This window comes from Burkholderia sp. AU32262, assembly GCF_020419985.1.
Taxonomy (GTDB): Bacteria; Pseudomonadota; Gammaproteobacteria; order Burkholderiales; family Burkholderiaceae; genus Burkholderia; species Burkholderia semiarida.
This window is the reverse complement of sequence record NZ_JAIZRS010000012.1, coordinates 156,207-182,384: the sequence shown is the minus strand read 5'-3', so window position 1 is coordinate 182,384 and position 26,178 is coordinate 156,207. Positions and strand designations below refer to the sequence as shown.

22 protein-coding genes and 2 pseudogenes are annotated in these 26,178 nt (G+C 62.8%); 17 read left to right on the top strand and 7 right to left on the bottom strand.

Translation table 11 applies throughout. The annotated features are described in order from the left end of the window. Positions 1-63 precede the first annotated feature (63 nt). From LGN10_RS16745 to LGN10_RS16710, 8 genes are all read left to right on the top strand, one after another. A complete protein-coding gene (locus tag LGN10_RS16745) occupies positions 64-3,063 on the top strand; it encodes a type VI secretion system Vgr family protein (protein ID WP_226224317.1) in 3,000 nt (999 codons plus the stop codon). Next, complete coding sequence (locus tag LGN10_RS16740) at positions 3,063-3,932, top strand: ankyrin repeat domain-containing protein (protein ID WP_085538565.1); 870 nt, start codon at positions 3,063-3,065, stop codon at positions 3,930-3,932. The genes LGN10_RS16745 and LGN10_RS16740 overlap by 1 nt, the downstream gene beginning before the upstream one ends. 43 nt (positions 3,933-3,975) lie before the next feature. Continuing rightward, positions 3,976-4,419: a hypothetical protein gene (locus LGN10_RS16735; protein ID WP_226224316.1), complete on the top strand. Its 444-nt coding sequence runs from the start codon at positions 3,976-3,978 to the stop codon at positions 4,417-4,419. A gap of 65 nt (positions 4,420-4,484) precedes the next feature. Continuing rightward, a complete protein-coding gene (locus tag LGN10_RS16730; RefSeq protein WP_226224315.1) occupies positions 4,485-4,943 on the top strand; it encodes a DUF1795 domain-containing protein in 459 nt (152 codons plus the stop codon). Positions 4,944-4,964: 21 nt separating this feature from the next. Then, entirely contained in the window at positions 4,965-9,230 is a 4,266-nt protein-coding gene (locus LGN10_RS16725; protein WP_226224314.1) for an RHS repeat-associated core domain-containing protein, read from the top strand. Next, positions 9,230-9,856: an Imm43 family immunity protein gene (locus LGN10_RS16720; RefSeq protein ID WP_226224313.1), complete on the top strand. Its 627-nt coding sequence runs from the start codon at positions 9,230-9,232 to the stop codon at positions 9,854-9,856. The genes LGN10_RS16725 and LGN10_RS16720 overlap by 1 nt, the downstream gene beginning before the upstream one ends. A 44-nt stretch (positions 9,857-9,900) precedes the next feature. Beyond that, complete coding sequence (locus LGN10_RS16715) at positions 9,901-10,461, top strand: double-CXXCG motif protein (protein WP_226224312.1); 561 nt, start codon at positions 9,901-9,903, stop codon at positions 10,459-10,461. Between the two features lie 1,495 nt (positions 10,462-11,956). Next, entirely contained in the window at positions 11,957-12,259 is a 303-nt protein-coding gene (locus tag LGN10_RS16710; protein ID WP_226224311.1) for a hypothetical protein, read from the top strand. 75 nt (positions 12,260-12,334) lie between these two features. On the opposite strand, the pseudogene LGN10_RS16705 reads toward LGN10_RS16710, so the two are convergent. Further along, positions 12,335-12,631, bottom strand: a pseudogene (locus LGN10_RS16705) (integrase core domain-containing protein); the annotation flags it as partial. A gap of 146 nt (positions 12,632-12,777) precedes the next feature. Here LGN10_RS16705 and tkt point away from each other — a divergent pair. From tkt to LGN10_RS16670, 7 genes and pseudogenes are all read left to right on the top strand, one after another. Next, positions 12,778-14,823 (top strand): transketolase, encoded by a 2,046-nt coding sequence (tkt, locus tag LGN10_RS16700; protein ID WP_226224310.1) that lies wholly within the window; start codon positions 12,778-12,780, stop codon positions 14,821-14,823. 132 nt (positions 14,824-14,955) lie between these two features. Next, positions 14,956-15,270, top strand: coding sequence for a hypothetical protein (locus LGN10_RS16695; protein ID WP_060011064.1), 315 nt, complete (start codon positions 14,956-14,958; stop codon positions 15,268-15,270). Positions 15,271-15,384: 114 nt separating this feature from the next. Then, a complete protein-coding gene (locus LGN10_RS16690) occupies positions 15,385-15,579 on the top strand; it encodes a hypothetical protein (protein WP_226224309.1) in 195 nt (64 codons plus the stop codon). Between the two features lie 231 nt (positions 15,580-15,810). Beyond that, entirely contained in the window at positions 15,811-16,002 is a 192-nt protein-coding gene (locus LGN10_RS16685; RefSeq protein WP_059637432.1) for a hypothetical protein, read from the top strand. Positions 16,003-16,337: 335 nt separating this feature from the next. Further along, positions 16,338-16,781, top strand: a complete 444-nt coding sequence (locus tag LGN10_RS16680; protein ID WP_059577984.1) for an Hsp20/alpha crystallin family protein — start codon at positions 16,338-16,340, stop codon at positions 16,779-16,781. A gap of 39 nt (positions 16,782-16,820) precedes the next feature. Then, positions 16,821-17,246: an Hsp20/alpha crystallin family protein gene (locus tag LGN10_RS16675; RefSeq protein ID WP_059578060.1), complete on the top strand. Its 426-nt coding sequence runs from the start codon at positions 16,821-16,823 to the stop codon at positions 17,244-17,246. A 155-nt stretch (positions 17,247-17,401) separates the two neighbouring features. Continuing rightward, a pseudogene (locus tag LGN10_RS16670) lies at positions 17,402-17,638 on the top strand (hypothetical protein); the annotation flags it as partial. Positions 17,639-17,705: 67 nt separating this feature from the next. Here the strand turns inward: LGN10_RS16670 and LGN10_RS16665 are convergent. The 5 genes from LGN10_RS16665 to LGN10_RS16645 all read right to left on the bottom strand — a co-directional run bounded on the left by LGN10_RS16665 (position 17,706) and on the right by LGN10_RS16645 (position 22,786). Next, positions 17,706-18,704 (bottom strand): transketolase family protein, encoded by a 999-nt coding sequence (locus LGN10_RS16665; RefSeq protein ID WP_060310363.1) that lies wholly within the window; start codon positions 18,702-18,704, stop codon positions 17,706-17,708. Further along, a complete protein-coding gene (locus LGN10_RS16660) occupies positions 18,701-19,546 on the bottom strand; it encodes a transketolase (protein WP_099318466.1) in 846 nt (281 codons plus the stop codon). The genes LGN10_RS16665 and LGN10_RS16660 overlap by 4 nt, the downstream gene beginning before the upstream one ends. Positions 19,547-19,580: 34 nt before the next feature. Then, positions 19,581-20,906: an MFS transporter gene (locus LGN10_RS16655; protein WP_099318467.1), complete on the bottom strand. Its 1,326-nt coding sequence runs from the start codon at positions 20,904-20,906 to the stop codon at positions 19,581-19,583. Between the two features lie 74 nt (positions 20,907-20,980). Continuing rightward, positions 20,981-21,730 carry an SDR family NAD(P)-dependent oxidoreductase gene (locus tag LGN10_RS16650; protein ID WP_059577973.1) on the bottom strand — a complete coding sequence of 250 codons (750 nt, stop codon included), beginning with the start codon at positions 21,728-21,730 and terminating at the stop codon, positions 20,981-20,983. A gap of 156 nt (positions 21,731-21,886) precedes the next feature. Then, positions 21,887-22,786 (bottom strand): LysR substrate-binding domain-containing protein, encoded by a 900-nt coding sequence (locus LGN10_RS16645; protein ID WP_104013333.1) that lies wholly within the window; start codon positions 22,784-22,786, stop codon positions 21,887-21,889. A 249-nt stretch (positions 22,787-23,035) separates the two neighbouring features. On the opposite strand from LGN10_RS16645, the gene LGN10_RS16640 reads away from it, so the two are divergent. Further along, positions 23,036-23,959: a LysR family transcriptional regulator gene (locus LGN10_RS16640; protein ID WP_059578053.1), complete on the top strand. Its 924-nt coding sequence runs from the start codon at positions 23,036-23,038 to the stop codon at positions 23,957-23,959. A gap of 34 nt (positions 23,960-23,993) precedes the next feature. Further along, on the top strand, positions 23,994-25,313 hold the full coding sequence (dctA, locus tag LGN10_RS16635; RefSeq protein WP_226224307.1) for a C4-dicarboxylate transporter DctA: 1,320 nt from the start codon (positions 23,994-23,996) through the stop codon (positions 25,311-25,313). A gap of 24 nt (positions 25,314-25,337) precedes the next feature. On the opposite strand, the gene LGN10_RS16630 is transcribed toward dctA, so the two are convergent. Further along, entirely contained in the window at positions 25,338-26,129 is a 792-nt protein-coding gene (locus LGN10_RS16630; protein ID WP_059577966.1) for a substrate-binding domain-containing protein, read from the bottom strand. Positions 26,130-26,178: the final 49 nt, after the last annotated feature.

Below are 26,178 nucleotides of genomic sequence, written 5' to 3'. Positions count from 1 at the left end.
CGAGGCCTCAAGTTGGCGATCAAATTGGGGACAGAACCTGAGACGAAAATAAAGGGAATTCAAATGAGTTTCGCCCCGAATGGCGGTATTCCGGCTGGTTCCGGCGGGAATCTATTCGGCTCGCTGAGTGCGCTCGGCGGCCTTGCCGGGCCGGTTGCGTCCACGGTAGCAGGCCAGATTGGCCCGCTCGCCGGCGTCGCAAGTCATATCGACACCGTGCAACGCGCCGTCCAGCTCGCGCAGACCGGTTTCTCGCTGATGAACAAGACGCCGGCCGCGATTGCGGACGCGCTCAACAATGCGGCCGGTGGCGTTGCTCGACTGACTCAGCTAAATCGATACGTGACCATCGACTCGCCGCTCGGTCCGGACGTGCTGCTGGTCAGCACCGCGGTTATCGACGAACACGTCAATCGATTGCCGGAGATCCACCTGGATTTGCTGTCACACCAGCATGATCTGGTGCCCGATCAATTGATCGGGCAACCGATCAAGATCCGATTCGACCAGAGCGCACGGCAATCCACGCTTGAGCGCATCGTGTCGTCAGGCGGGGCCGACAGCATCCGTTACTTCGACGGCTACGTCACGTCGTTCGATCGGGCGGGCAACCCGGGCAAGGTGACGCAATATCAAATGACGGTGGCGCCGTGGTTCTGGTTTCTGACGCGCTCGACCGACTGCCGGATTTTCCAGAACAAGACCGCGCAGGATATCCTCACCGAGATTTTCCAGGATCACGGGTTCACCGATTTCGAATTCGACATCCGGATTGCGCAAAAGCCGCTCGAATATATCGTGATGTATCAGGAGTCGTATTACAACTTCTGCGCGCGGCTGATGGAGCAGGAAGGCCTGATCTGGACGCACCGCTACGAAAAGGAAAAGCACTTCCTTGTCATTGGCGATACGAATTTCGTTTTCCGTCCGATCGACGGGCTGGCCAATTTGCCGTATGCCGCCACTGCGGCGAGTGAAGACAACGGCATCGACCAGTTGCATGAAGGTCGGCGCTTCGGCGTCGGCAAGATCGCCTTTCGTGACTTCAATCACCAGAACCCGTCGTCGCCGCTGATGCTGGTGCAGGCCGAGCCGGAGAATCTCCGGCATGCGGGGCTCGAGACAACGGAGCGTTTCGAACACCAGTCGTTGTTCGATCACGGCGATGACGGCGACCGTTACGCTCGCATTGCGATGCAAGCAGAAGAAGCAAGCGCGCATCGGTATACGGGCAGCGGCTATGCGTGGCGGATGACCACTGCAGGCAGCGTGACGGTGATGAACCATCCAGTCATGGCCAACAATCAGGAATACGCCATCCTGCATGTTCGTCACGAGGCCGTGAACGATTACACGGAACACAACGCAAAGCTGCCGTACCGCAATACATTTTCTCTGCTCCCGAAGAAGTTTCCGTATCGTTCACCCAGAAATACGCCCAAGCCCGTCATTCACGGCACGCAGTCGGCAATCGTGGTCGGCCCAAAGGGCGAAGAAATTCACACGAACGGCAGTGCCGTGAAGGTGCACTTCCTGTGGGATCGCCGCGGCAAGTCGGACGGCTCGGATTCGATGTGGATCCGCGTGTCCCAACCGTGGGCGGGCGACGGGTGGGGGGCGGCCGCCATCCCACGGATCAATCAGGAGGTCTTGGTCGCGTTTAATCAAGGGGACCCCGACAATCCGGTCATTGTGGGCCGCGTCTACAACGGCCAGCAGGGTAACCCTTATCACGGTGCTGCCGGACAGACGATGGGGATCAAGAGCCAGACCCACAAGGGCGCAGGCTCAAACGAATTGCGATTCTCCGACGTGAACGGCGCGCAAGAAGTCTTTCTGCACGCGCAGAAGGATATGAACACGGTCATCAAGGATTCGGAAACGCACACGGTCGAAGCCGGCGGCCGGACGGTGTCGCTGCTCAAGGGCAGCGAGACGAAGCAGATCGCGCAGGGCGGATTGAAGGAAACCATCGCGCTGACGCGCGACACCACGGCGAACGTGATCAATACGAAGGCCATCGCGAGCAAGGCCGGGCCCGGCATGCAAAGCCACCAGGCGAGCGACGGCATCGAGCATCGTGTCGGCGATGGCGTCGTGACGATGACGCCGGACAGCATCAAGCTGACCTTCGGTCCGTCAACGATCGTCATCAACGCGAACGGCATCTATCTCGACGGGCCGGTCATCCATCTGAATCGCGGCAGTGCGCAATCCGCGGAACAGGCGCTCGCGCTTGAGTGGGCAGCAGAGCAGGCGACGATCGCGAAGGGGCTGGCGAGCCCCGATCCGGCGACGCGCGCGGCGGCGGCCAAGCTGGCGAGCTCGCTGAAGGCGCAGCAACTGGCGAAGCTTGCAGATCACGTGTATCACCCGAACGATCCGCCGCCGACCGGGTGGAAGATGGCGACCAACGATCCGGAAGCGTTGAAGGCTTTCGGGCTCAAGCCGAGCGATTTCGAGAAAAGCGGTAGCAACTTCGGGTCGCAGATGTATATCCCGGATCCGAATGTCTTCGGCGACAGCATGAAGCCGACGATCGCGTTCAAGGGTACCCAGCAGCTCTTCGGCGAAGACATGAGCAACAACATGGCGCAAGGGCTCGGCGCCGATGCGCCGTACTACCGCAATGCGGTCACGATCGGCAAGAACATCGAGACCACGGGCGCGTCGGCCGGCGTCGATTTCACCGGGCATTCGCTCGGCGGTGGCCTGGCGTCCGCTGCAGCCGAGGCCAGCGGCGGTTCGGCTGTGACCTTCAATGCTGCAGGCCTCAATCCGGAGACGGTCGCGCAATACGGCGGAACAGCCCAGCCGGCCAACATCACGGCCTATCGCGTCGACGGCGATATCCTGACCGGCCTGCAGGAAGGCCGACTCGGGCCGATCAGCGACGGTACGGCGGCACTGATGCCCAAGGCTGTCGGTAGCCCCGTCACGCTCGATGGTGAGAGCGTGACCACGGTCGGCCGTCACCTGATGGGTGACGTGACGAACGGGATCAACCAGCAGGTCGCGAAGGATCAGCTCGACCTGCTCTCCCAACTGAATTCATCTCACTGATGCGATACAAGAAAGCGATAACCGCCGGCGCGATTGCCGCACTCGTTGGAGTGTCCTCGCCGCTGTGGTGGCCCACTCAAGCCCAAGGGACGAACATGACTGGCTTCAAGCGTTACGCACCGGAAGATTTCTTTTCGGGGCAGCAACTCACGTTGGCTCAGGCCATTCATGACGGCGATCTCACCCGCGTTCAGCAGCTCGCGCCCAAGACCGATCTGAATGCGCCGGGCGCGAAGAATACGACGCTGCTGTCGTATGCAGTTCAGGAAATCGTTCCGGTCAAGAACGACGCGTCTAATCCGCGCTACCAGATCATTTCGGTGCTCGTGAAGAACGGCGCAGATCCCAAGGCGCCGGTCGGTGCCAGCGGCGGATCGGTAGTCGACGTCGCATTGCGGGCCGATACGCCCAACCTCCTGCGCGTGTTGTTGAACAGCGGGCTCGATCCCAACTGGCAATACAACGGCGACACGCCGATGATTTTTGCAGTTGCAGAGAACCGGCTGCTGCCCCAGCTGAAGCTGCTGGTTGAGCACAAGGCGAACGTGAATGCTCGTGATTCGCTCGGAAAGACGGCACTCTTCGAGGCGACGATGATTCAGCAGTGGGATGTCGTCGATTACCTGCTCGCGCACGGCGCGGATCCGAAGATTGCCAGCCAGCTCGGCGTGTCGTACGGATGGGTGCTGCAGAACGAGTTGAAGAACCATACGTCTGCGGACTCGCCGGCGCGTACGCGTATCGAAGAGATTCGTCGCAAGATCGTTACGGCCGGCGCGCCCTGGCCGCCGCTCGATCCGAAGGCGCAACGCTCAGCGATGCGCGCACGCGGCGAGAAGGTCGTGACACCTGCCGGCCAGACAGATTGAACGCATGCGCGACCGTTGAAGTGTCGTGCAATGGATTCGGGAGATGACGAACGTTCTTGATTCGACGCCGCGTGTCAGGCGAGAGGTGGTCCTCGGCGTATCCGGGGCGCTGTACGCTCTCTCGCTGACGATGCCGGCGATGCATTTCGAGAAAGAAGCGTCGCTCAGCGGGCTGTCGGTTCTCGCTCAGGGCTGGTGGGGACTGTTCATGCTCAATCCGGCATGGCTCGCCAATCCGCTCTACGTCGTTGCGGCTGTCCAGCTCGCCCGGAGCCGATATAACCGCGCGAGTCAGCTTTCGGCCGCTGGGCTCGCGTGTGCGCTCTGTTCATTGTTCACGACAAAGTGGTACTTCAACGAAGCAGACGCGACGCCGATATCCGGCTACGGCGTCGCGTTTTACGTGTGGCTCGTCGCGCATATCGTATTGCTCGCGGGCAGTTTGCGCTTGCGCCGGGAAAGCATCGTCGCGTTGCAGGGAAAATGAGCGTCGGCGCGTGTGCGCGCCCATTTCGACCTATTCGAACAACTACACATCACGAGAGAACTAGCATGACGGATTCCGAAAACCGTATCCGGATTCACGAAGGCAGCATCGTTCTGCCGGACGGTTTCGAGGATCGCACGACGAACCTCTTCGTGCCGGCCGATACGGCTGCGCAACCGAACCTCAGTGTCGCACGCGACTGGCTCAAGGACGGAGAGACCCTTGCGCCGTATATCGATCGGCAGATCGCGCTGCTCAAATCGAGGTTGCAGGGACACCGGGTGCTTTCGCGTCAGGCTGAACGGCTTGGGCCTGAAACCGATGGAATGCCTGGGGAGCGCATCGACGCTGCCTATCGGAACGGTCCCAAGACCGTTTTTCAACGGCAAGGCGCATTCATCGTTGCCCCAGGACGCGTGCTGATCTTTACCGCGTCGAGCGCGAAGAGCTTCGGCGAAGCGCTCGACGCATTGTGGCGCAACTGGCTCGACGGTTACCGCCCGGCAGAACAAGAGTCGGCATAACAACAGCAAAGGACAATCATCGTGTACGAAGCCGCACGAGTCACTGACCCGATCGATCACACCAGCGCGCTCGCGGGCTTTCTGGTCGGCGCCGTGCTGGGCATTGCCCTGATCGCCGCGGTTGCCTTCGCCACATTCACATGCGGATTCGGCGTGGCGTTGCTGGCCGGCATGATGGCCGGTATCGGAGCGCAGGCTCTCCTATCAATAGGGGAGTCGATCGGGAAGATGTTCAGCTCGCAATCCGGCAACATCATTACAGGTTCGCCGGACGTCTACGTCAACTCGCTCTCGGCGGCCTATGCGACGCTGAGCGGCGTGGCTTGCAGCAAGCACAATCCCATTCCGCTTGTCGCGCAAGGATCGACGAACATCTTCATCAACGGGCGGCCAGCGGCGCGGAAGGACGACAAGATCAAGTGCGGCGCGACGATCTCCGGCGGTTCGCCCGACACCTTCTTTCACGGCGGCACGCAGACTTACCTGCCGGTCGACGACGAAGTGCCGCCTTGGCTGCGAACAACGACGGAATGGGCGTTCGTGCTGGCGGGGCTGGTCGGCGGCTTAGGTGGGTTGTTGAAGCAGGCTGGTGGGCTGTCGCGCGCGGTCCTTCCTTGCGCTGCGAAGTTCATCGGCGGGTACGTGCTCGGTGAGGCGTTCGGGCGGTACGTTGCCGGGCCCGCGATCAACAAGGCGCTCGGCGGGATGTTCGGCAACCCAGTCGACATCACGACCGGAAGAAAGATCCTGTTGGCCGAATCGGAAACGGACTTCGTGATCCCGAGCCCGATGCCGGTTGCGATCAAGCGGTTTTATTCGAGCAGCATCGACTATGCGGGGACGCTCGGGCGCGGCTGGGTCGCCCCGTGGGAGCTTCGTTTGCACGCTCGCGACGGACGCCTTTGGTACACCGACGCGCAAGGGCGCGAGAGCGGATTTCCGTTGCTGCGTGCCGGGCAAGCCGCATTCAGCGAGGCCGAGCAACGGTATCTGACCTGTACGCCCGACGGCCGCTACATCCTGCATGACATTGGCGAGACGTATTACGACTTCGGCCGATATGAGCCGGACTCCGGCCGCATTGCTTGGGTGCGCCGCATCGAGGATCAGGCGGGACAGTGGTGCCAGTTCGAGCGCGATAGCCGCGGCCGCGTCACCGAGATTCTGACGTGCGGCGGATTGAATGCCGTGCTCGATTACGAGCAGGAACACGGACGGCTTAGCGCGGTCACGCTCGTTCATGGCAATGAGCGCCGGCTGGCCGTCGCTTACGGATACGATGAGAACGGCCAACTGGCGTCGGTGACGGACGCAAATGGGGCGGTCGTGCGGCGGTTCGCATATACCAACGGCCTGATGGCGAGCCACGTCAACGCACTGGGTTTCACGTCGAGTTACGTCTGGTCGACGATCGAAGGGCAGCCGCGGGTTGTCGCGACAAGCACCAGTGAAGGTGAGGACTGGTCGTTCGAATACGACGTAGACGGCCGGCAGACGCGCGTCCGGCACGCCGATGGTCGCACCGCGCACTGGCGCTTCGACGCACAGTTTCAGATTGTCGAGTACACCGATCTCGACGGCGGCTTTTACCGAATCAAATACAACGACGCCGGCATGCCCGTGATGCTGATGCTACCGGGTGAGCGCACGGCCGAGTTCGAGTACGACGACGCAGGCCGGATCGTTGCCGAGACTGATCCGCTTGGCCGCACGACACGCACTCGTTACGACGGCAACAGCATGCGGCCCGTGGAAGTTGTCGGGGCCGATGGCGGCGCTTGGCGCGCGGAATACGATCCACAAGGCCGGTTGCTGTCGACCAAGGATCCCCTTGGCCATGAGAATCGCTACGAGTATCCGAAGGGACTGACCGCGTTGCCGATCGCACATATCGACGCGCGCGGTGGACGCAAGACGCTTGAGTGGAATCGTCTCGGAGAATTGATTGCCTATACAGACTGCTCCGGTAAAACCACGCGCAGCAGTTTCGACGCGTTTGGACTGCCGCTTGCACGGGAGAACGCTCTGGGGCAGCGCGTCGCATATGACGTACGTCCGACCGGCGAGCCACGTCGCATCACGTATCCCGACGGCAGCACGGAGACTTTCGAATACGACGCGGCTGGGCTCGTCGTGCGGCATGTCGGCCTCGGAGGGCGGATACAGCAGTCGCTACGCAATGCCCGCGGTCAACTTGTCGAAGCGATCGATCCTGCAGGGCGGCGGACCCGCTATCACTATGACGCGGCGGGGCGCCTTCGCGAACTCCAGCAGGACCACGCACGCTACGCGTTCACCTATAGCGCTGGCGGCCGACTCTTGACCGAGACGCGACCCGACGGCGTGCAACGGCGGTACGGGTATGGGGACGCTGGCGAATTGCACACGCTCGATATCGTAGGGGCGCCGGTCAATGGCGCTAGTGCGAATCGCCCGATTCGCACTATTCGCTTTGAGCGCGACCGGATGGGTAACCTGAAGGTCCAGCATACGCCGACTGACGTTACACGTTACGAGCGTAACAAGAACGATCAACTTGTGAAGGTCGAGCGTACACCGACGGCCGCGGGTAAAGCACTCGGCATCACGCCGGACGTGGTGCGTTTCGAATACGACAAGGCCGGTCGTCTTGTCGCCGAGCATGGTGCGAATGGCGACGTCGGGTATGAGCTTGATGAACTCGGCAACGTGATATCGCTTGCGCTACCCAACGATCAGACTCTAAAGATGCTACGTTATGGCTCCGGCCACGTTCACCAGATCCGCTGCGGTGATCAGGTGGTGAGCGATTTCGAGCGTGACGACTTGCATCGCGAGATCGCGAGAACGCAGGGGCGTCTGGCCCAGCGTTTTGCCTACGATCCGCTTGGCCGAAAAGTCTGGCAGTCCGCTGGCTTCCAACCGGACGCACTCGGTCGCGGACGCGGACAGTTATGGCGTAACTACGGCTACGACGCGGCGGGCGAATTGATCGAGACCAGCGACAGCCTGCGTGGCAGCACGCAGTACAGCTACGATCCAGCTGGGCAGCTGACGCGTCGTGTGAACACCATGGATCGGCAGCTCGAGGAATTTGCTTGGGATGCCGCAGGCAATATGCTCGACGACGTACATGGCAAGAGTCGCGGATACGTTGAAGGCAACCGTCTGCGGATGTGGCAGGACATCCGCTTCGAATACGATCCGTTCGGCAATCTGGCGACGAAGCTTCGCGGAGCCAACCAGCAGCAGCGCTTCACTTACGATGGGCAGGATCGGCTGATCGCGGTGCGCACGCAGGACGCGCGTGGCGCGGTCGAAACGCGCTTCCATTACGATTCGCTGGGCCGGCGTATTTCGAAGACCGATAACACTTTCGACGTGCGTGGCGTGAAACTGCGCAGCGAAACGAAACGGTTCGTATGGGAAGGCTTGCGCCTCGCGCAGGAGGTGCGCGAGACTGGCGTGAGCAGCTATGTGTACAGTCCTGATGATCCGTACTCGCCAGCGGCCCGCGTCGATGCGGTGATCGCGGAGGCCCTGGCCGCGGCCGCGATCGATACGGCGAAGCGCGCGTCGAGGATCTATCACTTCCATACGGATCTGGCAGGGGCGCCGCAAGAGCTCACCGACGAGGCAGGCGAACTGGCGTGGGCGGGGCAATACACGGCGTGGGGCAAAGTCGAGCCGAGCCGGGGGCAGCTCACAACCGCGCGGACGGATCAGCCGCTACGCTATGCCGGTCAGTATGCCGACGAAAGTACGGGACTACACTACAACACGTTCCGGTTCTATGATCCGGACGTGGGACGGTTTATCAATCAGGATCCGATTGGGTTGGTAGGCGGCGACAATTTGTACGCGTACGCATCAAACCCATTGACCCGAATTGATCCGATGGGGTGGTGTTCCACAAAGCTCGGGGAAAATATGGGGGCTCGCCCGCATGATGGTATGGCGAACCACCACCTGATTCCTGAAGAACTGATGAAGCACCCTGACTTTGCAGCCATGTTCAGCCGGTTGCGCGGGATGGGATTCGACGGTGATGGTGCGTCTAATGGCATATTCCTGCCCGGAAGCTCCAAGCTCGCCCAAACGCTTGAGCTTCCTGGACACTGGTCGAACCACGGGCAATACACTGCGGCCATTGAAACTGAGCTAACGAAGCTTAACCAACAATTCCTGGCGGGCCGTCTCAGTGATACGCAACTTGTGCTCGGGGTCGGGCGCATTCAAAATATGGCGAGAGAAGGATTGGAGTCCGGTAAATATTTGGTTGATGCAATAACGGGAAGGTTACTTTGATGAATGCACGTTTCTTCGTTGTTAAATATCGCGCTGGAGACTCGGGCTGCCCTCCATACCTGTCGGGGGAATTGAACCGTGATGAATGGGAGTGGCCGATGTATGTGGCTGATCCGTTTGGAGTGGATGTAAAGCATGAGTATATTTTCACGCTATCAGATTCATCGGTTTCGATTGATTTCGATTTCTACGGAGCGCAAACGAATTACGTGTCAAAGGAGTTTTTGGTTGCATGTGAAAAATTGGGGGTTAGGTATAGGGCAATCCCCATTAGCATCGTTGCGAATGGAAAGCCGGCGGGTAATAAAGTGTATTCAATTTTCTTGCCGGCAGATCATGAGTCTCTGCTTGATCGACAAAGGTCGAACTATTCCGAGGACCGGGATCTTGAAACAAAAGAGGTTGCCGAGAATAAGTTGTTTCCAGGGACTCCGATGTATAGTTGGATCAAAAATTTCATTCCGCGCGACGATTGCGCTAGCAATCTTTTTAGATGTACCGAAACAATGGAGCTGGTATGTAGCCAGGAGTTTAAATCGGAGGTGGAGCGATGTGCATTGAAAGGTATTGAATTTTTGCCGATCGATGAAAGCTATTCCTATGACCCTTGGGGCGAGGCACCGTAGGCCGCTATTTATCTTGGCTCTATCATTTGGATGCGGGGTAATGCGTGAGTGACGTCTATGATCTGAGGCAGGATGAAGAATTTCAGCCGCTCGTCCAAGTCGATGATGACGGTGAAATCGCATATGACAAGAGCGTAGCTATGCGAGCAACCGCTCTATGCGGACGAGGGTTTGGTCAAGATTATGACCCCGTTAAGCTTACGTGGGGCACTTCGCGCAGAAAAAAGACCAGCGGCGTTCATACGATGCTATCTCCGTTTCTCGTGTTTAGTCAGAGGGCGCTTGATGTATTGGCGCCGGTACTTCGTGACAGCGGGGAGATATTGCAGGTCGAGGCCCCGATAAAAGGCATGTTCGGATTTCATGTAACCCGGGTGGTAGAGAATGCTGTCGATATGGATGCGTCAAAATTCAAAGTCTACCCTCAGGCGACGGTTTTTAATAAAATATTTCTTCTGAAGGGTCGCGTCGAAGGGGTTGATATATTTCGCCTAAAAGAAAGCCCTGCTACTTTATTTGTATCCGAGCGTTTTAGGGAGCTTGTGGAGCAGAATAAGTTAAAAGGGTTCGAGTTCGGAGAGGTCATTTCGCAATCTGATAAGTAGGATTTCGCGACTTTCGTTGATTGACCAGGGCATGGCACGGGTGGCCGCGATTTCACGAGAGTAACGTGTGAAAATCAAACGTTGAGGTGGTCGACTTCTCGGCCTCTATGCTGGGGTAGGCCCCGATAGGAATTTAGCGGAGCAGCAACGTTGTCACTCGATCAGTTGAAGCGAATGCGAGAGGCACTTCGTCCATACGGACTGAAGTTGCTGGAATCAGAATGGAAAGGTTGGCACGCGCAATATCGATTTCGATGTCGCAACGGACACGAATCCAGCCGATGCGGCTCCTATCTGTTCTACACGATGGTCCAGTGCCCGGCATGTCGCGTTGACGGGGTGCTTCGTCAGATCCATCAACTCGCGCGGCAGGCCGGCGGCCGCTGTCTTTCGGAGCAGTATGCGGGCCGCGGCACACCACTCCAGTTTGTATGTAGGGCAGGGCACGTTTTCGAGAAGACCGCCGAGAATCTGCGAAAGGGCTCTTGGTGCGTGCTCTGCGCGAGGGCGCAACATTCGAAACGCATGGCCGATCCGGACGGGATGACGCGCATGCGAGGGGCTGCAAACGCGAGAGGCGGCAAGTGTTTGTCGACCGGCTACACGAAACTGACAGAGCGCTATCGTTTCCGGTGTGCTGCAGGACATGAATGGGAGACTTCCGGTAGTGAGATCGTGCGGGGCGCCTGGTGCCGCATTTGCGCGGACCGAGAGAAGGTACACGCATATCGTCACAAGGACGGCCTGGCAAGGTTGCGTGAACGAGCGAGGAGCCATGGTGGAGTCTGTCTCTCGAAGGTCTACGAGGGCAGCAAGGCCTACTATAGGTTCCGATGTGGTGCAGACCACGAGTGGGAGACGCAAGGCGCGAGAATCTTTCGTGGCGCTTGGTGCCCGGAGTGTCAGCGTGAGGCAATGCGCTTTGGGATCGAGCGCATGCGCCTGTGGGCGAGGGAACTCGGCGGGCGGTGCTTGTCCGAAACATACCGAAACGCGGCGACGCGCCTGAAATGGGAGTGCGAACACGGGCATCGCTGGGAGGCCGCTCCTGGGGCTGTTGTTCGCGGGCATTGGTGCCCAGTGTGCAGCCGCGACGGGTCCAGGCTCGGGCTCGAGCTGATGAAAAGCATTGCGCTTGAGCGCGGTGGGAAGTGTGTCTCAGCGACCTATGTGAATAGCGCAACCAGACTTGAGTGGGAATGTGCCCGAGGACATCGATGGCTCGCCACACCGAATACGATTCGACGTGGCCACTGGTGTGCTCGGTGTTATTTCATCAGTATCACGACAACCGAAAGGACTCGCCGCAAGCGGCGACATGAAGCGGTCGGGAGGTGAGCTATTCAACCAGATGTGCGGCGCGCCGGCGCGTTTCAGCTCAGTGAGGACGTCTTTGGCGGGCAATGACGCGATAGGATATGGGCCGTTGCTCAATCGCTCATGACGTCCTGTTTTGTTATGCTCTGGTGTGATCGTATGGAATCAGAGACGAACGATGCTCATTCGAGAACAAGGGCGCCTCATCAAGTTGCTTCGGGCCGTGCCGCCGAAGCGGCCTTCCATCAGGGCGCGGGCGCGCGAATGCGTCATCGGTACGTTTCGTGTCGATGAACCTGTCCCGACTGGGCTGCTTGACACTCTGTCCCGCGACGAGCGCAAGCTGCTTGAGCGATGGCTTGAAGCATATCGGGAAAGCAAGGCGCGCGATCAAGTGCGCCCCGTGCTGGCCGGCGCACCCGAACAGCTCGAGAGGCTCGTTGGTGCGCTCGAAGTGGCGGCCGACACTTTGTCGGGGTAATCGTCCTTTTCGTGCAAAATCTGTATTAGCCGGGACTCGATCTGACAGGTAGTCGGACCGACAGGGCATGAGTCATCAATGGGGGATGAGTTTCTCCTTAGCGAGATCGAGCGAATCGAGGAAAGTGCGCATCGGCGTCTTGCCGTAACACCAGCGCCCCTGATGCTCTCGTTCATTGTTGTACTGGTCGAGCCACGCATCAAGGTCTGTCTGCAACATGGCGATCGAATCGTAGATCTTCTTTCGGAAGACGATGCGATAGAACTCGTTGAGCATGGTCTTGTGCAGCCGTTCGACGATCCCGTTGGTTTGCGGCGACTTGGCCTTTGTCCGGGTATGGTCGATGTCCTCCAAGGCCAGATACAGCTCGTATATCAAAGTTAGGATTTCATTTTACATAATGCTGTTTATCAATTTAAAAGGGTCGAATCCCAAACCAGCCAGAGACCCCATCCCCGTCGAGAAGGTATGCATATTGCACCGCAGCCTCGTCTTTCCCGACCAAGACAGGAGAACCGATGAGCGATCCCACCGCAAACTCCGGGACGGCTGCAAAAGCAATACCGTCCCCACGAGACCCCCATCTTCGCGCGCTGGCGAACTGTATCCGCTTCCTCACCATGGACGCAGTACAGAAAGCCAACAGCGGCCATCCTGGTGCGCCAATGGGGCTGGCTGACGTCGCGACGGTCCTGTTCAAGGAGTTCATGCAATTCGATGCATCGGCGCCCCACTGGATCGATCGCGACCGGTTGATCCTTTCCAACGGACACGCGTCGATGCTGCTCTACAGCCTTCTCTATCTCACCGGCTATGCCGACATGACCATTGACGAGCTGAAGCGGTTCCGGCAAGTCGGCAGCAAGACGCCGGGTCACCCGGAGTACTCGCACGCCGACGGAATCGAACTGACTACCGGTCCCCTCGGACAAGGCATCGCGGAATCCGTCGGCATGGCGTTGGCCGAGCGCGTGATGAATGCGCACTTCGGCGACGATCTCGTCGATCACTACACATACGTATTTCTCGGTGACGGTTGCCTGATGGAAGGCATCAGCCACGAGGCCATTTCGTTGGCCGGCCACCTACGGTTGGGCAGACTGATCGCGTTTTGGGACAACAATTCGATTTCCATCGACGGCGCCACCCGGCTCGCGGTCTCGGACAACGAGATCGAGCGCTTTCACTCGGCGGGATGGCACGTCCTGGAAATCGACGGTCACGACACGGATGCGATCCGGAACGCTATCGCGACCGCCCGCGCAACGCCTGACCGGCCGACCCTGATCGCATGCAAGACGATCATCGGGTTCGGCTTTCCGACGAAGGCTGGAACCGAGAAAGCCCATAGCGATGCGCCGGGCGAGGATGAAATCGCGGGCGCACGCCAAGCCCTCGATTGGCATTCGCCGCCGTTTGAAATCCCGGATGACTTGCTGAAAGCATGGCGGGAGATCGGCGCGCGCGGCCGCAAGACGAGACTCGCGTGGGACGAGCGTGTCCGCCGGGCGCCGCAGGCGCTACGCACCGAATTCGACCGGCGCAATGCCGGAAAGCTCCCGGATAACTGGCAGGCGGCGATCGCGGCGGCACGGCAGGCATTTATTGCCAGTGGCAGTGCAATGGCCACCCGCAAGGCCAGCGGTGCGGTGCTCGATCATCTCGTCGACGCGATTCCGGAATTGCTGGGCGGCTCCGCGGATCTGACGCAGTCCAACAATACGAGGACGAAGAACCAGATCGCGATCGAGCCCGGCCGGTTCAAAGGTTCATACCTCCACTACGGCGTGCGCGAACACGGCATGGCCGCGGCCATGAACGGCATCGCGCTTCATGGAGGCCTCATTCCGTACGGTGGCACCTTCCTGTGTTTTTCGGACTACTGCCGTCCGGCGATCCGGTTGAGCGCGATGATGCGGGTGCGATCCATCTTCGTGATGACGCACGATTCCATCGGTCTCGGAGAAGATGGCCCGACTCATCAACCCGTCGAACACCTTGCCGCCCTTCGGGCCATTCCCCAACTCGCCGTCTACCGGCCGGCCGATCCGGTCGAAACGGCAGAGTGTTGGGAACTGATTCTCGAACAGCCCCGCCGGGCCGCACTGCTCGCATTGTCGCGCCAGCCGGTGCCGCTCCTGCGCAACGAGCCTGGAAACGAAAACAAGTCGGCGCGGGGCGCCTATATCTTGCGGGAGGCCGATGGCGGGCCGCGCCAACTCACGCTGCTCGCGACAGGTTCGGAAGTCGACCTCGCCGTCCAGGCGCGCGACATCCTGCAACAGGAAGGAGTGCCGACAGCCGTTGTATCGATGCCGTGCCGCCTGCTCTTCGAGGAACAGCCACGCGACTATCAACGGGCCGTGCTCGGCACTTCTCCCGCGAGAGTCGCGGTCGAGGCAGCGGTCGAACTGGGATGGGAGCGGTACATCGGTCCGCAAGGCCGGTTCGTCGGAATGCACGGCTTTGGCGAGTCCGGGAAAATCAAGGATGTGTACGACAAGTTCGACATTACGGTAGACGCGGTTGTTCGCGCGGCGCATCAGGCTTTATCCGAAGCGTGACATTGCCGCGATCCGCCTGAGATGCGATGACTTCGCAGGGCGCGTAGACATGCGTGGAGAAGTGGGCGGCCTCCATTTTCGGTGGATCCTCGCGTAGCGTTAGAATAGCGCCCCTTCTCATGGGAGACGACAATGTCCTGGTTCGTTTATGAAGTGCCCGAGTACCACGAAGACGCCGCGCGCATCGAACCCTTCAGCGACCTGCGTAGCCGCGTGCTGAAAGCCGGTGGCCCGGCCATGGCAGACGACCTGGAAAGCGTTCGCGAAAACGCCGCGGCGACGGCGGACACGCCGGAGCGCCCGCTGCGTACGCCGGAAAATCCGCAAGTCTTTCCGATTCCTTACGCCGACTCGATGATTCTGGTCGGATTCATCTTCGATCTGAAACGCGAATTCCGGCAACTGGTCGTGTCGCCCGTGGAAATGCCCTGGCTGAAAGACGCGTAAAGCGTGGCTCCGGCGTGATGTCGTACACGGCGATTCGTTCACGGATCGTCGTGACGAGACTGTCCGGATCGGCACGCGCGCAGGCCGGTGCGCGCCGTTCGTACGCTAGAAGCGATGCCGCAGCCCTGCCAGCATCGCGATCTGACTGCCGCCCCCACGTACGAGCTTTATCTGCACTGGCATCCGCGCTTTCATCACGAGCCGGCCAACTGCTGGATCCGCGACGGGATGAGCGAACTCGTCAAGGGGCCGATGCAGCACGCGCCGTTGCCGAATACGAAGCGGATGCGGACGACGGGGGCGCAATAGCCCGCGCGATGGCGGCGGGCCGCGGTGATCGCCGCGTGGCCGGAAAGGAGCAGGCGCGACCCGACCTCCACGATGGACGTAATCGCCGGCAGCAGTCCCTGGCCCAGCGGCGTCAATTTTCGGCGACAACGAATGGGGCCGTACCGCTCGGGTCGGGATCCGCATGCGCGTGGCCCGCGCCTTGCTCACTGCTAGGTGCGCAACATTCCCCGTTGCGACAAGGAGCGCAAAATGACACGTCAACAGCAACAGCCGGACAAACAGGACGGCGACGCGAAACCTGCCCAGAAACCCGACGACGGGCAGTCGACCTTCGAAACCGATATTTCCGAAACCGGCGACGACGGTACCACGGTGCGTCAGGCCGAGGTTCGCGAGGACGACCTCTCCGAAGTGAAGCCGCCGTCGGGCCCGGCGCGTTGAGCGCACGAAACCGGCGCGACGGCGTAGCCACGCCGCCGCGTCCATTCGCATGCGTTGCAAATTCCGCCTTTTCTTCCTCTCCGTGCCCGCTCTCTCCACCAGCCGCCAATGCGCGGCAGCGAGCCGGCTACGCGCCACGTGACCGACTACCTGCGGATCGCGTGCGCTCCCCTCTTGAAATTCGCTCGACGCATCCTATTTTAGGTATCGCTCAAGGCAGTCGCGGCTTACGCGCTGCGTGTTTCGATTTGTTAGTCAGCGACCCTCATCGCGGATGGACGAACTGGAGCGCGTGGTCCGGTTCATCCCCCGCAGGGGTACAACAGGAGCGAGTCATGAGCGATATCTTCTTCCCCTCCGATCTGCTGGCGGAATTCGACCGCCTGCAACGGCAGATGGCCGGCATGTTCACGGGTTTTCCGGCCAGCCTGCGCGCCCCGCGGCCCGGTGCGTTTCCACCGGTCAATATCGGCAGCACCGACGATACGGTCGAGATCGTCGCGTTCGCGCCGGGTCTCGACCCCGCGAAGATCGACATCTCGGTCGATCGCCGGCTGCTGACGATCAGCGGCGAGCGCACGCCCCCGGACGGCGCCACGGCCGACGACGAGCGGCGCGTCTACGCGAACGAGCGGTTCATGGGCGCGTTCCGCCGCGTGGTCGAACTGCCGCCGCATGCGGACCCCGACAAGATCGAGGCCCGCTATACGAACGGCTGCCTGACGATCACCGTCGGCAAGTCGGAAGCATCGAAGCCGCGGGCGATTACCGTCCAGTAAACAACAGCGCAACGTCACGAGCGCATGACGGAGGACATCATGAGTGACACCAACACGACTGAATTGACGACCCGTTCGGCCGATACCGGGACGGCCGTGACGAGCCGCGAACCGGCTCGGCGCGACACGCCGCGCACGCGGATTGCGCCAGCCGTCGACATCGTCGAGGATACGCACGGCATCACGTTGTACGCGGACTTGCCGGGCGTGCCGCGCGAAAAGCTCGACGTCCGCGTGCATGACGGCAGCCTTGCGATCGAAGCGGAGGCCGTCATTCCGACGCCACCGGGGCTGCGCCTGCAGCACGGCGAAGTGCAGCATCCGCACTTCTCGCGCGCCTTTACGCTCAGCCCGGACTTCGACGTGTCGCGCATCGACGCGCAACTGCGCGACGGCGTGCTGAAACTGAGCATCCCGCGGCGCGAAGAAGCGAAGCCGCGGCGCATCCAGGTGACGGCGGCGTAAGCGGACGCGCCGGCCGCGTTTCATCGACCGGCGCGACCCGCGACGCTTGCCGGCATCCCGCGCTTGCGCTTGCGGCATGAAGTGCTGGCGCCCCGCTTTCGCGGCGGCGCCAGCGCGTCGTCACACCTGTCGAATTTTCCTGCAGGAGGCACCCGATGCATACCAACAGGACGCTCGAACATGGCGGATATGAGGTCCGGGCCGTGGTGACCGACACGGAGACGGGCCGCTACTCGGCGGCGGCGATCCTCACGGATCGCGACGGGGAAACCCGGACGCTCGGCGTCGACGGCGACTTCGCCGATACCCGCGAAGCATGCGACCAGGCGCTCGAACTCGCCGTCGCGTGGATCCAGCGACGGTCCGTCGTGTCGGACCGGTATGTCAGACGTAACCGAGCCGGGTCAAGCAGCGATTCGGATCGCGAACGGCGCACGCGACGCCAGGACGGTCGGCCGATCATCCGAGCCACGACCTGATAGTCGCTCGCATCGCGCCGACCGAGATCCCGTACCGCTCGTGCAACGTCGGCAACGCGCCCGCCGCGAGATACGCATCCGGCAGGGCGATCTGCCGAAACGGCACTGTAACGCCGGCCCCGAGCAGCGTGGTCGCCACCGCTTCGCCAAGCCCGCCGATCGCCGTATGGTTCTCCGCGACGATGACCATGCGCCCTTTGCGCGCGGCCTCGCGGACGATGGTCGCCGTGTCGAGCGGCTTGATCGTCGGTACGTGCAGCACGGCGACGTCGACGCGGTCGGCTTCGAGCGCCTTCGCGACCTCGAGCGCACGCATCGTCATGATGCCGGACGAGATCATCAGAACGTCGTTGCCGTCGCGCAGCAGCTTGGCCTTGCCGAGTTCGAAACGGTAATCGTATTCGTCGAGCACGGCCGGCACGTTGCCGCGCAGCAGACGGGCATACACCGGCCCGTTGTGCGCGGCGATGGCCGGCACCATCTGCTCGATGTCCAGCGCGTCGCACGGATCGATCACGGTCATGTTCGGCATCGCGCGCATCAGCGCGAGATCCTCGGCGGCCTGGTGGCTCGGCCCGTAGCCGGTCGTGAGCCCCGGCAGCGCGCAGACGAGCTTCACATCGAGATTGTCCTCGGCAATCGCCTGATGAATGAAGTCGTACGCGCGGCGCGTTGCAAACACCGCATAGGTCGTGACGAACGGCTGCGCGCCTTCGTGCGCAAATCCCGCGGCGGCGCCCATCAGCAATTGCTCCGCCATGCCCATCTGGTAGTAACGCTCGGGAAATGCCTTCGCGAAGACGTGCAGGTCGGTGTACTTGCCGAGATCGGCCGTCATGCCGATCACGTTGCCGTTCGTGCGTGCGAGTTCGGTCAGCGCATGGCCGAACGGCGCGGCGCGGGTCGCCTGCCCTTCCGCCGCGATGGAGGCGATCATCGCCGAGGTCTTCAGGCGCGGCTTGTTGTCGACGGTGCTCATGCGTGTCTCCCTGCTTCGAGTGCGTCGAGCGCGAGTTGCCACTCGTGCGCATCGACCCGGATGAAATGGCTTTTTTCGCGTGCTTCGAGGAACGGCACGCCGCACCCCATCCTCGTGTCGCAGACGATGATGCGCGGCTGCGGCGCGTGATGCCGGCGCGCGTGGTCGAACGCGCGCTTGACCGCATCGATGTCGTTGCCGTCCACGCGTTGCACGTACCAGCCGAACGCCTCGAGCTTGTCGACCAGCGGCTCGAACGCCATGATCTGGGTCGACGGGCCGTCGGCCTGCTGGTTGTTCACGTCGACGATCGCGATCAGGTTGTCGAGCTTCCAGTGCGCGGCCGACATCAGCCCTTCCCAGATCGCGCCTTCGTCGAGCTCGCCGTCCGAGAACAGCGTATAGACGAACGCATCCGAGCCCTTACGCTTCAGGCCGAGACAACGGCCGACCGCGATCGTCAGCCCCTGCCCGAGCGAGCCGCCGGACATTTCCATGCCGGGCGTGTAGCTCGCCATGCCCGACATCGGTAGGCGACTGTCGTCGCTGCCATAGGTTTCGAGTTCAGCGGCCGGCAGGATGCCGGCTTCGAACAGCGCCGCGTACAGCGCGATCGCGTAGTGCCCGTTCGACAGCAGGAAGCGGTCGCGCCCTTCCCATTCGGGATCGTCGGCGCGATAGCGCATCGCGCCGAAATACGCGACGGCCAGCACGTCGGCGATGTCGAGCGCCTGGCCGACATAGCCCTGCCCCTGCACTTCGCCCATCAGCACGGCGTTTCTTCGGATGCGGTACGCGCGCTCGGCGAGCGTGACCGGTTCATGAGTGGTTTCGGTATCCATCGATAGCTCCATGTGGGAAGGAATACGAATCGAATCAGCGGTTGACGGATCGGGGCACGAGGAACACCAGCAGCGCGCCGGCCGTGATCGCGATGGAGATGAACACGAGTCCCGCGGTCGACTTGCCGGTCAGGTCGTTCAGCCAGCCGACGATCGCCGGCGAGAAGAAACCCGCGAGGTTGGCAAAGCAGTTGACCGCGGCGATGCCGGCTGCCGCCGACATCCCGCCCAGCAATGCGGTGGGCAGCGACCAGAACTGCGACGACGACGCGAGGATGCCGGCGGACGCGATACTCAGGCATACGATCGACGCGCCGACGCTACCGAGCATCGGCAACGTCGCGAACCCCGCCGCCGCGACCAGCATCGGCACCGCGAGATGGAAACGGCGCTCGCGGCGGCGATCCGCGCTGATGCCGATCAGCGGCAGCGCGACTATCGCGCAGGCATACGGAATCGCGGTCAACAGGCCGACCCACAGCGGATCGGCCACGCCCGCCTTGCGGATGATCGTCGGCAGCCAGAACGTGAGGCCGTATTGCCCGAGCACGACACAGAAGTAGATCGCCGCCATCAGCCAGAGGCGACGGTCCGCGACGAACGTACGGATCGATGCATGGGCAGTGGTGTGCTCGGCGTCGGCCGATACGTTGCGTGCGAGCAAGGCCTTTTCGGCGTCGGTCAGCCATGTCGCGCCGGCGATGCCGTCGTCGAGATACAGCAGGATCGCGAAGCCCAGCACGAACGACGGCAGCGCCTCGAGCAGGAACAACCACTTCCAGCCGGCCAGCGACATCGCGCCGTGCAGCGCGTGCATGATCGCGCCCGACAGCGGCCCGCCGACGATCCCGGCGAGCGGAATCGCCATGAAGAACAGCGACAGCGCCTTCGCGCGCCGCGCGGACGGGAACCAGTACGTGAGGTACAGGATCACGCCCGGCGCAAAGCCCGCTTCGGCGACGCCGAGCAGAAACCGCAGCGCGTAGAACGCGGTGGGCGACTTGACGAACACGAAGCTCGCCGAGATCACCGCCCACGTCAGCATGATGCGCGCGAGCCAGCGGCGCGCGCCGACGCGATGCAGGATCAGGTTGCTCGGCACCTCGAACACGAAATAGCCGAGGAAGAAGATGCCCGCGCCCATGCCGTAGACGGCCTCGCTGAAACGCAGGTCGTTGAGCATCTGCAGTTTCGCGAACCCGACGTTGACGCGGTCGAGATACGCGCCGAGGTAGCACAACATCAGGAACGGGATCAGCCTGCGCGCCACCTTCGCGTATGTGGCGGTCTCGAAGGTCTGCGCGTCGTCCCGTTGCAGCGTCTCGCCCTGAACCGGCGATGCGGGGTACTTTGCTCTCATGTCTGTCTCCTGCCATGGCCCCGGGTTGTCCCGGGTGCATGATGGTTGGCGCCGCTTATCGGGCGACGCCGTTCTCAGTGAATCAGCATCCCGCCATTGACGTCGAGCGTGACGCCCGTCAGGTAGCTCGACAGGTCGCTCAGCAGGAACAGGCACGCATTGGCGACATCGGCGGCATCGCCGAGCCGGCCGAGCGGAATGCCCTTGATGATGTCCTCGCGCATGTCGGGCGTCAGCTTGTCGCCGGTGATGTCGGTCTGGATCAGGCCGGGCGCGATCGAATTGACGCGGATCCGGTCGGCGCCGAATTCGCGCGCCATCGCCTTCGCGAGGCCGAGCACGCCGGCCTTGGCGGCGCTGTAGTGCGGCCCGCCGAAAATGCCGCCGCCGCGTTGCGCGGAGACCGACGACATGCAGACGATGCTGCCGCCGCGCTGCGCCTTCATCGCGGGCAGCACCGCTTGCGACATGTACAGCGTGCCGCGCAGGTTCACGTCGACGATCGCATCGAAGTCGCGCGCCGAGATATCCAGCGTGCGCACGGGCTGCGTGATGCCGGCGTTGTTCACGAGGCCGTCGATGCGGCCGAAGTGCTCCAGCGCCGCGTGGGCGGCCGCCACGCATGCGTCGCGGTCGGTGACGTCGCATGCGAGGCCGAGATGGTCGCGGCCGAGTTCGGCGGCGGCCGCTTCCGCGTCTTCGCGGCGAAGGTCGAGGATCGCCACGCGTGCGCCCTGCGCGGCCAGCGCGCGGGCCGTGGCCTTGCCGATACCGCGTGGCGACGCGGCGCCGGTCACGATGATGGCCTGGTTGTCGAGCAACATCGCTTGTCTCCTGTGTTGATGTGTTGTCCAGAGTGTCGGCTCACCGGGCACCCGCATCAACGCGGAAACGTTCAGCCATAGTTGAGAAAATTTCAGATATCGGCCGGCTGCCGGTGCTGCACCGCAACATCGGGGGGGCGCCGCCGGACGTGTCGTTCAATCCGCCCGCTCGTGAGCGGCGACCTCCCGCTCGATCCACGCGAGGAAGCGCTTCACGCGCGGCAGTTCCGCGTTCTGCCGCGGGTACACGAGATGATGCGCGCCGACTTCGACCGCGTGGGCCGCGCCGAAGACCGGCACCAGCAGCCCTTCGCGGATCTTCACCGACGCGAGCATCAGGCTTTCGAGCGCGATGCCGAGGCCGAGCGCGGCGGTTTCGAGCGACATGTATGAACGGTCGAACGAAAAATCGAAGGTCTTCTGGGCCGCAAGCGGGACGCCGGTCCGCCCGAACCACTGTTTCCACTGGACCAGCGGCGTTTCGGAATAGATCAGACGATGCGCGAGCAGGTCTTCCGGCGCGTTCACCGAATGCCGTTCGAGATAGCGCGGCGACGCGAGCGGCGCGATGAATTCGCCGCGCACGGTCCGGACCTCGAGATTGTCCCAGTTGCCGTAGCCGTGCCGGACGTCGATGTCGTAGAAGCCATTCGAGAACGACACGTTTTCGTATGAGCACGCGAGGTTCAGCTGGATATCGCCGTTCGCCTCCTGGAACGACGACAGTCGCGGCAGCAGCCACATCAGCCCGAAGCTCGGGCTCGAATGCACGCGCAGGATATCGACTTCCGTGCGGCTCGACGCGCGCTCGGTCGCGCGGCTCAGGTCGGCCAGCGAGCCGGTGACGTCGGCCAGATAGCGCTCGCCGGTCGGCGTGAGGACGAGGCCGCGCCCGGCGCGCTGAAACAGCGGCTGACCGATCTGCGATTCGAGGTTGCTGAGCTGATGGCTCACGGCGGACGCGGTCAGGCCGAGCTCTTCCGCCGCGCGGTTGACGCTTTTGGTCCGGGCGACGCTTTCGAACGCGATGATGGCCTTGAGCGGTGGAATGCGCATGCTGGAATCCGTTGAAGAGAGCGGCTCGCCCGAATGGCCGGCGCCGCGCCGAAGCATTGCCCGGCCAAAAGCGATACGGTACATCAGGAAGCGGCGCGGATCGATCGATTCGCGCCGCGGCCCTCGGCATCGTGACCGGCCCGGCGGCACGCCGCGCCGCGCGATCGCCGCCGCACGGACGACGCCACACGCATGATGCCGGCGGAATCATGCAAAATGCTGCGCATCCTGAGTGGCGGAGATTCACCCGTGAGCATCAACTTCGATTTGACGGACTTGCAGGCGTTTCGCGCGGTGGTGGAAACGGGCAGTTTCCGCAAGGCCGCCGATGCGGTCAACCTTTCCCAGCCTGCGTTGAGCCGCCGGATCGACAAGCTCGAAGACGCGCTCGGCGTGCGGCTCTTCGAGCGCACCACGCGCCGCGTCGCGCTCACCACCGTCGGCCGCGTGTTCGCGCAGAGCGCCGAACAACTGCTCGACGATCTCGACGCCGCGCTGCTCGGCATCCGCGACGTGTCGTCGAGCCGCCTGGGCCATGTGACGATCGCCTGCGTGCCGTCGGTCGCCTACTACTTCCTGCCGCCCATCATCGCCCGCTATCATCAGCGCTTTCCGCGCATCCGGGTGAAACTGCTCGACGCCGGCGCGAACGACGTGCTCGGCGCCGTCATCAGCGGCGAGGCGGATTTCGGCGTGAGCTTCCTCGGCAGCCAGGAGGCCGAGATCGAGTTCAAGGTGTTGCTCCAGGAACGGTTCGTCGCCGCCTGTCGTCGCGACCACCCGCTCGCGCGCCGGAAGCGCGTGACCTGGAGCGAACTCTACGAGCACGATTACGTGTCGGTGGACAAGACTTCCGGTAACCGCCTGCTGCTCGACCAGGCGCTGGCGGCCGTCGCGCCGCGTAAGCCGAGCGTGTGCGAGGCGCGCCACGTCACGACCCTGCTCGGCCTGATCGAGGCGGGGCTCGGCGTCGCCGCGGTGCCGTCGATGGCGATGCCGGGGCATGACCACCCTGTCCTCACGAGCGTGCCGCTCGTCGAGCCGGCCGTGAAACGGCGCGTGGGCATCGTCAAACGGCGCGGGCGCTCGCTGACGCCGGCCGCCGAGGCGTTTCACCGGATGATCGTCGACGCGAAGCGCGGCGGCGCCGCCGGCAACGGCACATCGGCATGACGACGACGGCACGCAAACGAAGGAAGACGGCATCGTGAGGTGGGCCCGGCTGTTCAAATCGCTCTACGTGCAGGTCCTGCTCGCGATGATGCTCGGCATCGGCATCGGTCACGCGTGGCCGGCCGCAGGCGCGATGTTCAAGCCGCTCAGCGACGCGTTCGTCGCGCTCGTGAAGATGACCATCGCCCCGATCGTCTTTTGCACGATCGTGTCGGGCATCACGTCGTTGTCGGACGGGCGGGCCATCGGCCGCACGATCGTGCGGGCGCTCGCCCTCTTCTATCTGTTGACGGCCGCCGCGCTCGCGTTCGGGCTCGCCGCCGCGTACGTGCTGCAACCGGGCGCCGGCATGCACATCGACGTTCATCATCTGGATGCGAGCATCCTGGCGCCGTATGCGAGGCATGCGGAGCCACGCAGCCTCGTGGCGTTCGCGCTCGGCGTGATTCCGGACACGATGCTCGGTGCATTCGCGGCCGGCGAAGTGTTGCCGGTGCTGCTGCTGTCGCTGTTGTTCGGTTTCTCGCTGAATGCGCACCCGCGCGCCGGCCGGCCCGTTCTTGCGCTGATCGACGGCATCGCCCAGGTCGTCTTTCGCGTGCTGGCGATGATCATGCGGCTCGCGCCGCTCGGCGCATTCGGCGCGATGGCGTTCACGGTGGGCCGCTTCGGCATCGGCTCGGTCGGCTCGCTCGCGAAGCTGATGGTGTGCTTCTACGTGGCTTGCGTGCTGTTCGTCGCGCTGGTGCTCGCGCGGCTGCACGGCTTCGCGCTGTGGCGGCTCCTGCGCTACCTGCGCGAGGAGTTGCTGATCGTCCTCGCGACCTCGTCCACGGAGCCGGTCCTGCCGCGCCTGATCGTCAAGCTGGAAGCGCTCGGCTGCGACAAGGGCGTGGTGGGGCTCGTGCTGCCGGCCGGCTATTCGTTCAATCTGGACGGTACCGCGATCTATCTGACGCTCGCGGCATTGTTCATCGCGCAGGCGTGCGACATCCCGCTTTCCGCGCCGCAGATCGCGACGATGCTCGCGATCATGCTGCTCACGTCCAAGGGAGCGGCCGGCGTGTCCGGCAGCGGGCTCGTGGCGCTGGTCGCGACGCTTGCCGTGATGCCCGACCTGCCCGTCGCCGGCGTCGCGCTGCTGGTCGGCATCGATCGCTTCATGTCGGAGGCGCGCGCGCTGACCAGCGTGATCAGCAATGCGTGCGCGGTGATTTTCGTGTCGTCGTGGGAAGGCGCGTGTGATCGTACGCGGCTGGTGCGGCGGCTCGCCGTGGCCGGGCCGGCGTCGGCGGACGCGGCCGATGAAGACGCTGCCGCCGCCAACGGCGGCGGTGACGGGAAGGCGGTCTGACGCCAAGCCTTCCGTCGATCGGGCTCAATGTGCGGAAACGGAATCCAGGCCGGTCGCTTTCACGTCGGCCTGCACGTCGGGCGACGCAAGATAGTCGAGCAGCGCCTTCGCTTCCCGCGGGTGCTGCGCGCCGACCGGGATGCCTGCGGCGAAGCGCGTGACGGACTGCAGCGATTCGGGAATCTTGCCGACGAAGGTCGCGCCCTTGACGGGCAGCAGCTCGCTGACCTGCTGGAAGCCGATTTCGTAGTCGCCGTTCGCGACGACCGACGCCACCGGAATCCGCGGAATCATCTTCGCCTTCGACTTCACCTGCTCCTCGATGCCGAGCTTCCTGAACAGCTCGCGCTCGACGTACACGCCGCTCGCGCTGTCCGAATAGGCGATCGATTTCGCGTGCAGCAGCACCTGCTTGAGGCCTTCGGCGGTGCTGATGTCGGGTTTCGCCGCGCCGTCGCGCACGACCATGCCGATGCGCGAATCGGCCAGCTCGACGCGGGATTCGGGGATGACCTTGCCTTGCTTGATCAGGTCGTCCAGCGCGTAGCCGACCATGATCACGGCGTCGGCGGGCTCGCCGCGCGCGAGCCGGTTCGGAATCGCTTCGGGCGACTTGCCCATCGACGGGCCGAGCGCGGTCGCGAGCGTGTTGCCCGACGTGGACGCGAACCGGGGGCCGAGCACCTTGTAGGCGGCGGTGAAGCCGCCCGAGCTCATCACGTGCAGTTCGGCGGCCTGTACGTTGTGGACGTTGGCCGCCACCGCCGCGGTGGCGACGAGCGCGGTCGCGCAGAATTTCAGAAGCGGATTTCTCATGGTCGTGGTCGTGGTCGTGCGGATTCGTGGGTACGAGTGAACGTTCCGG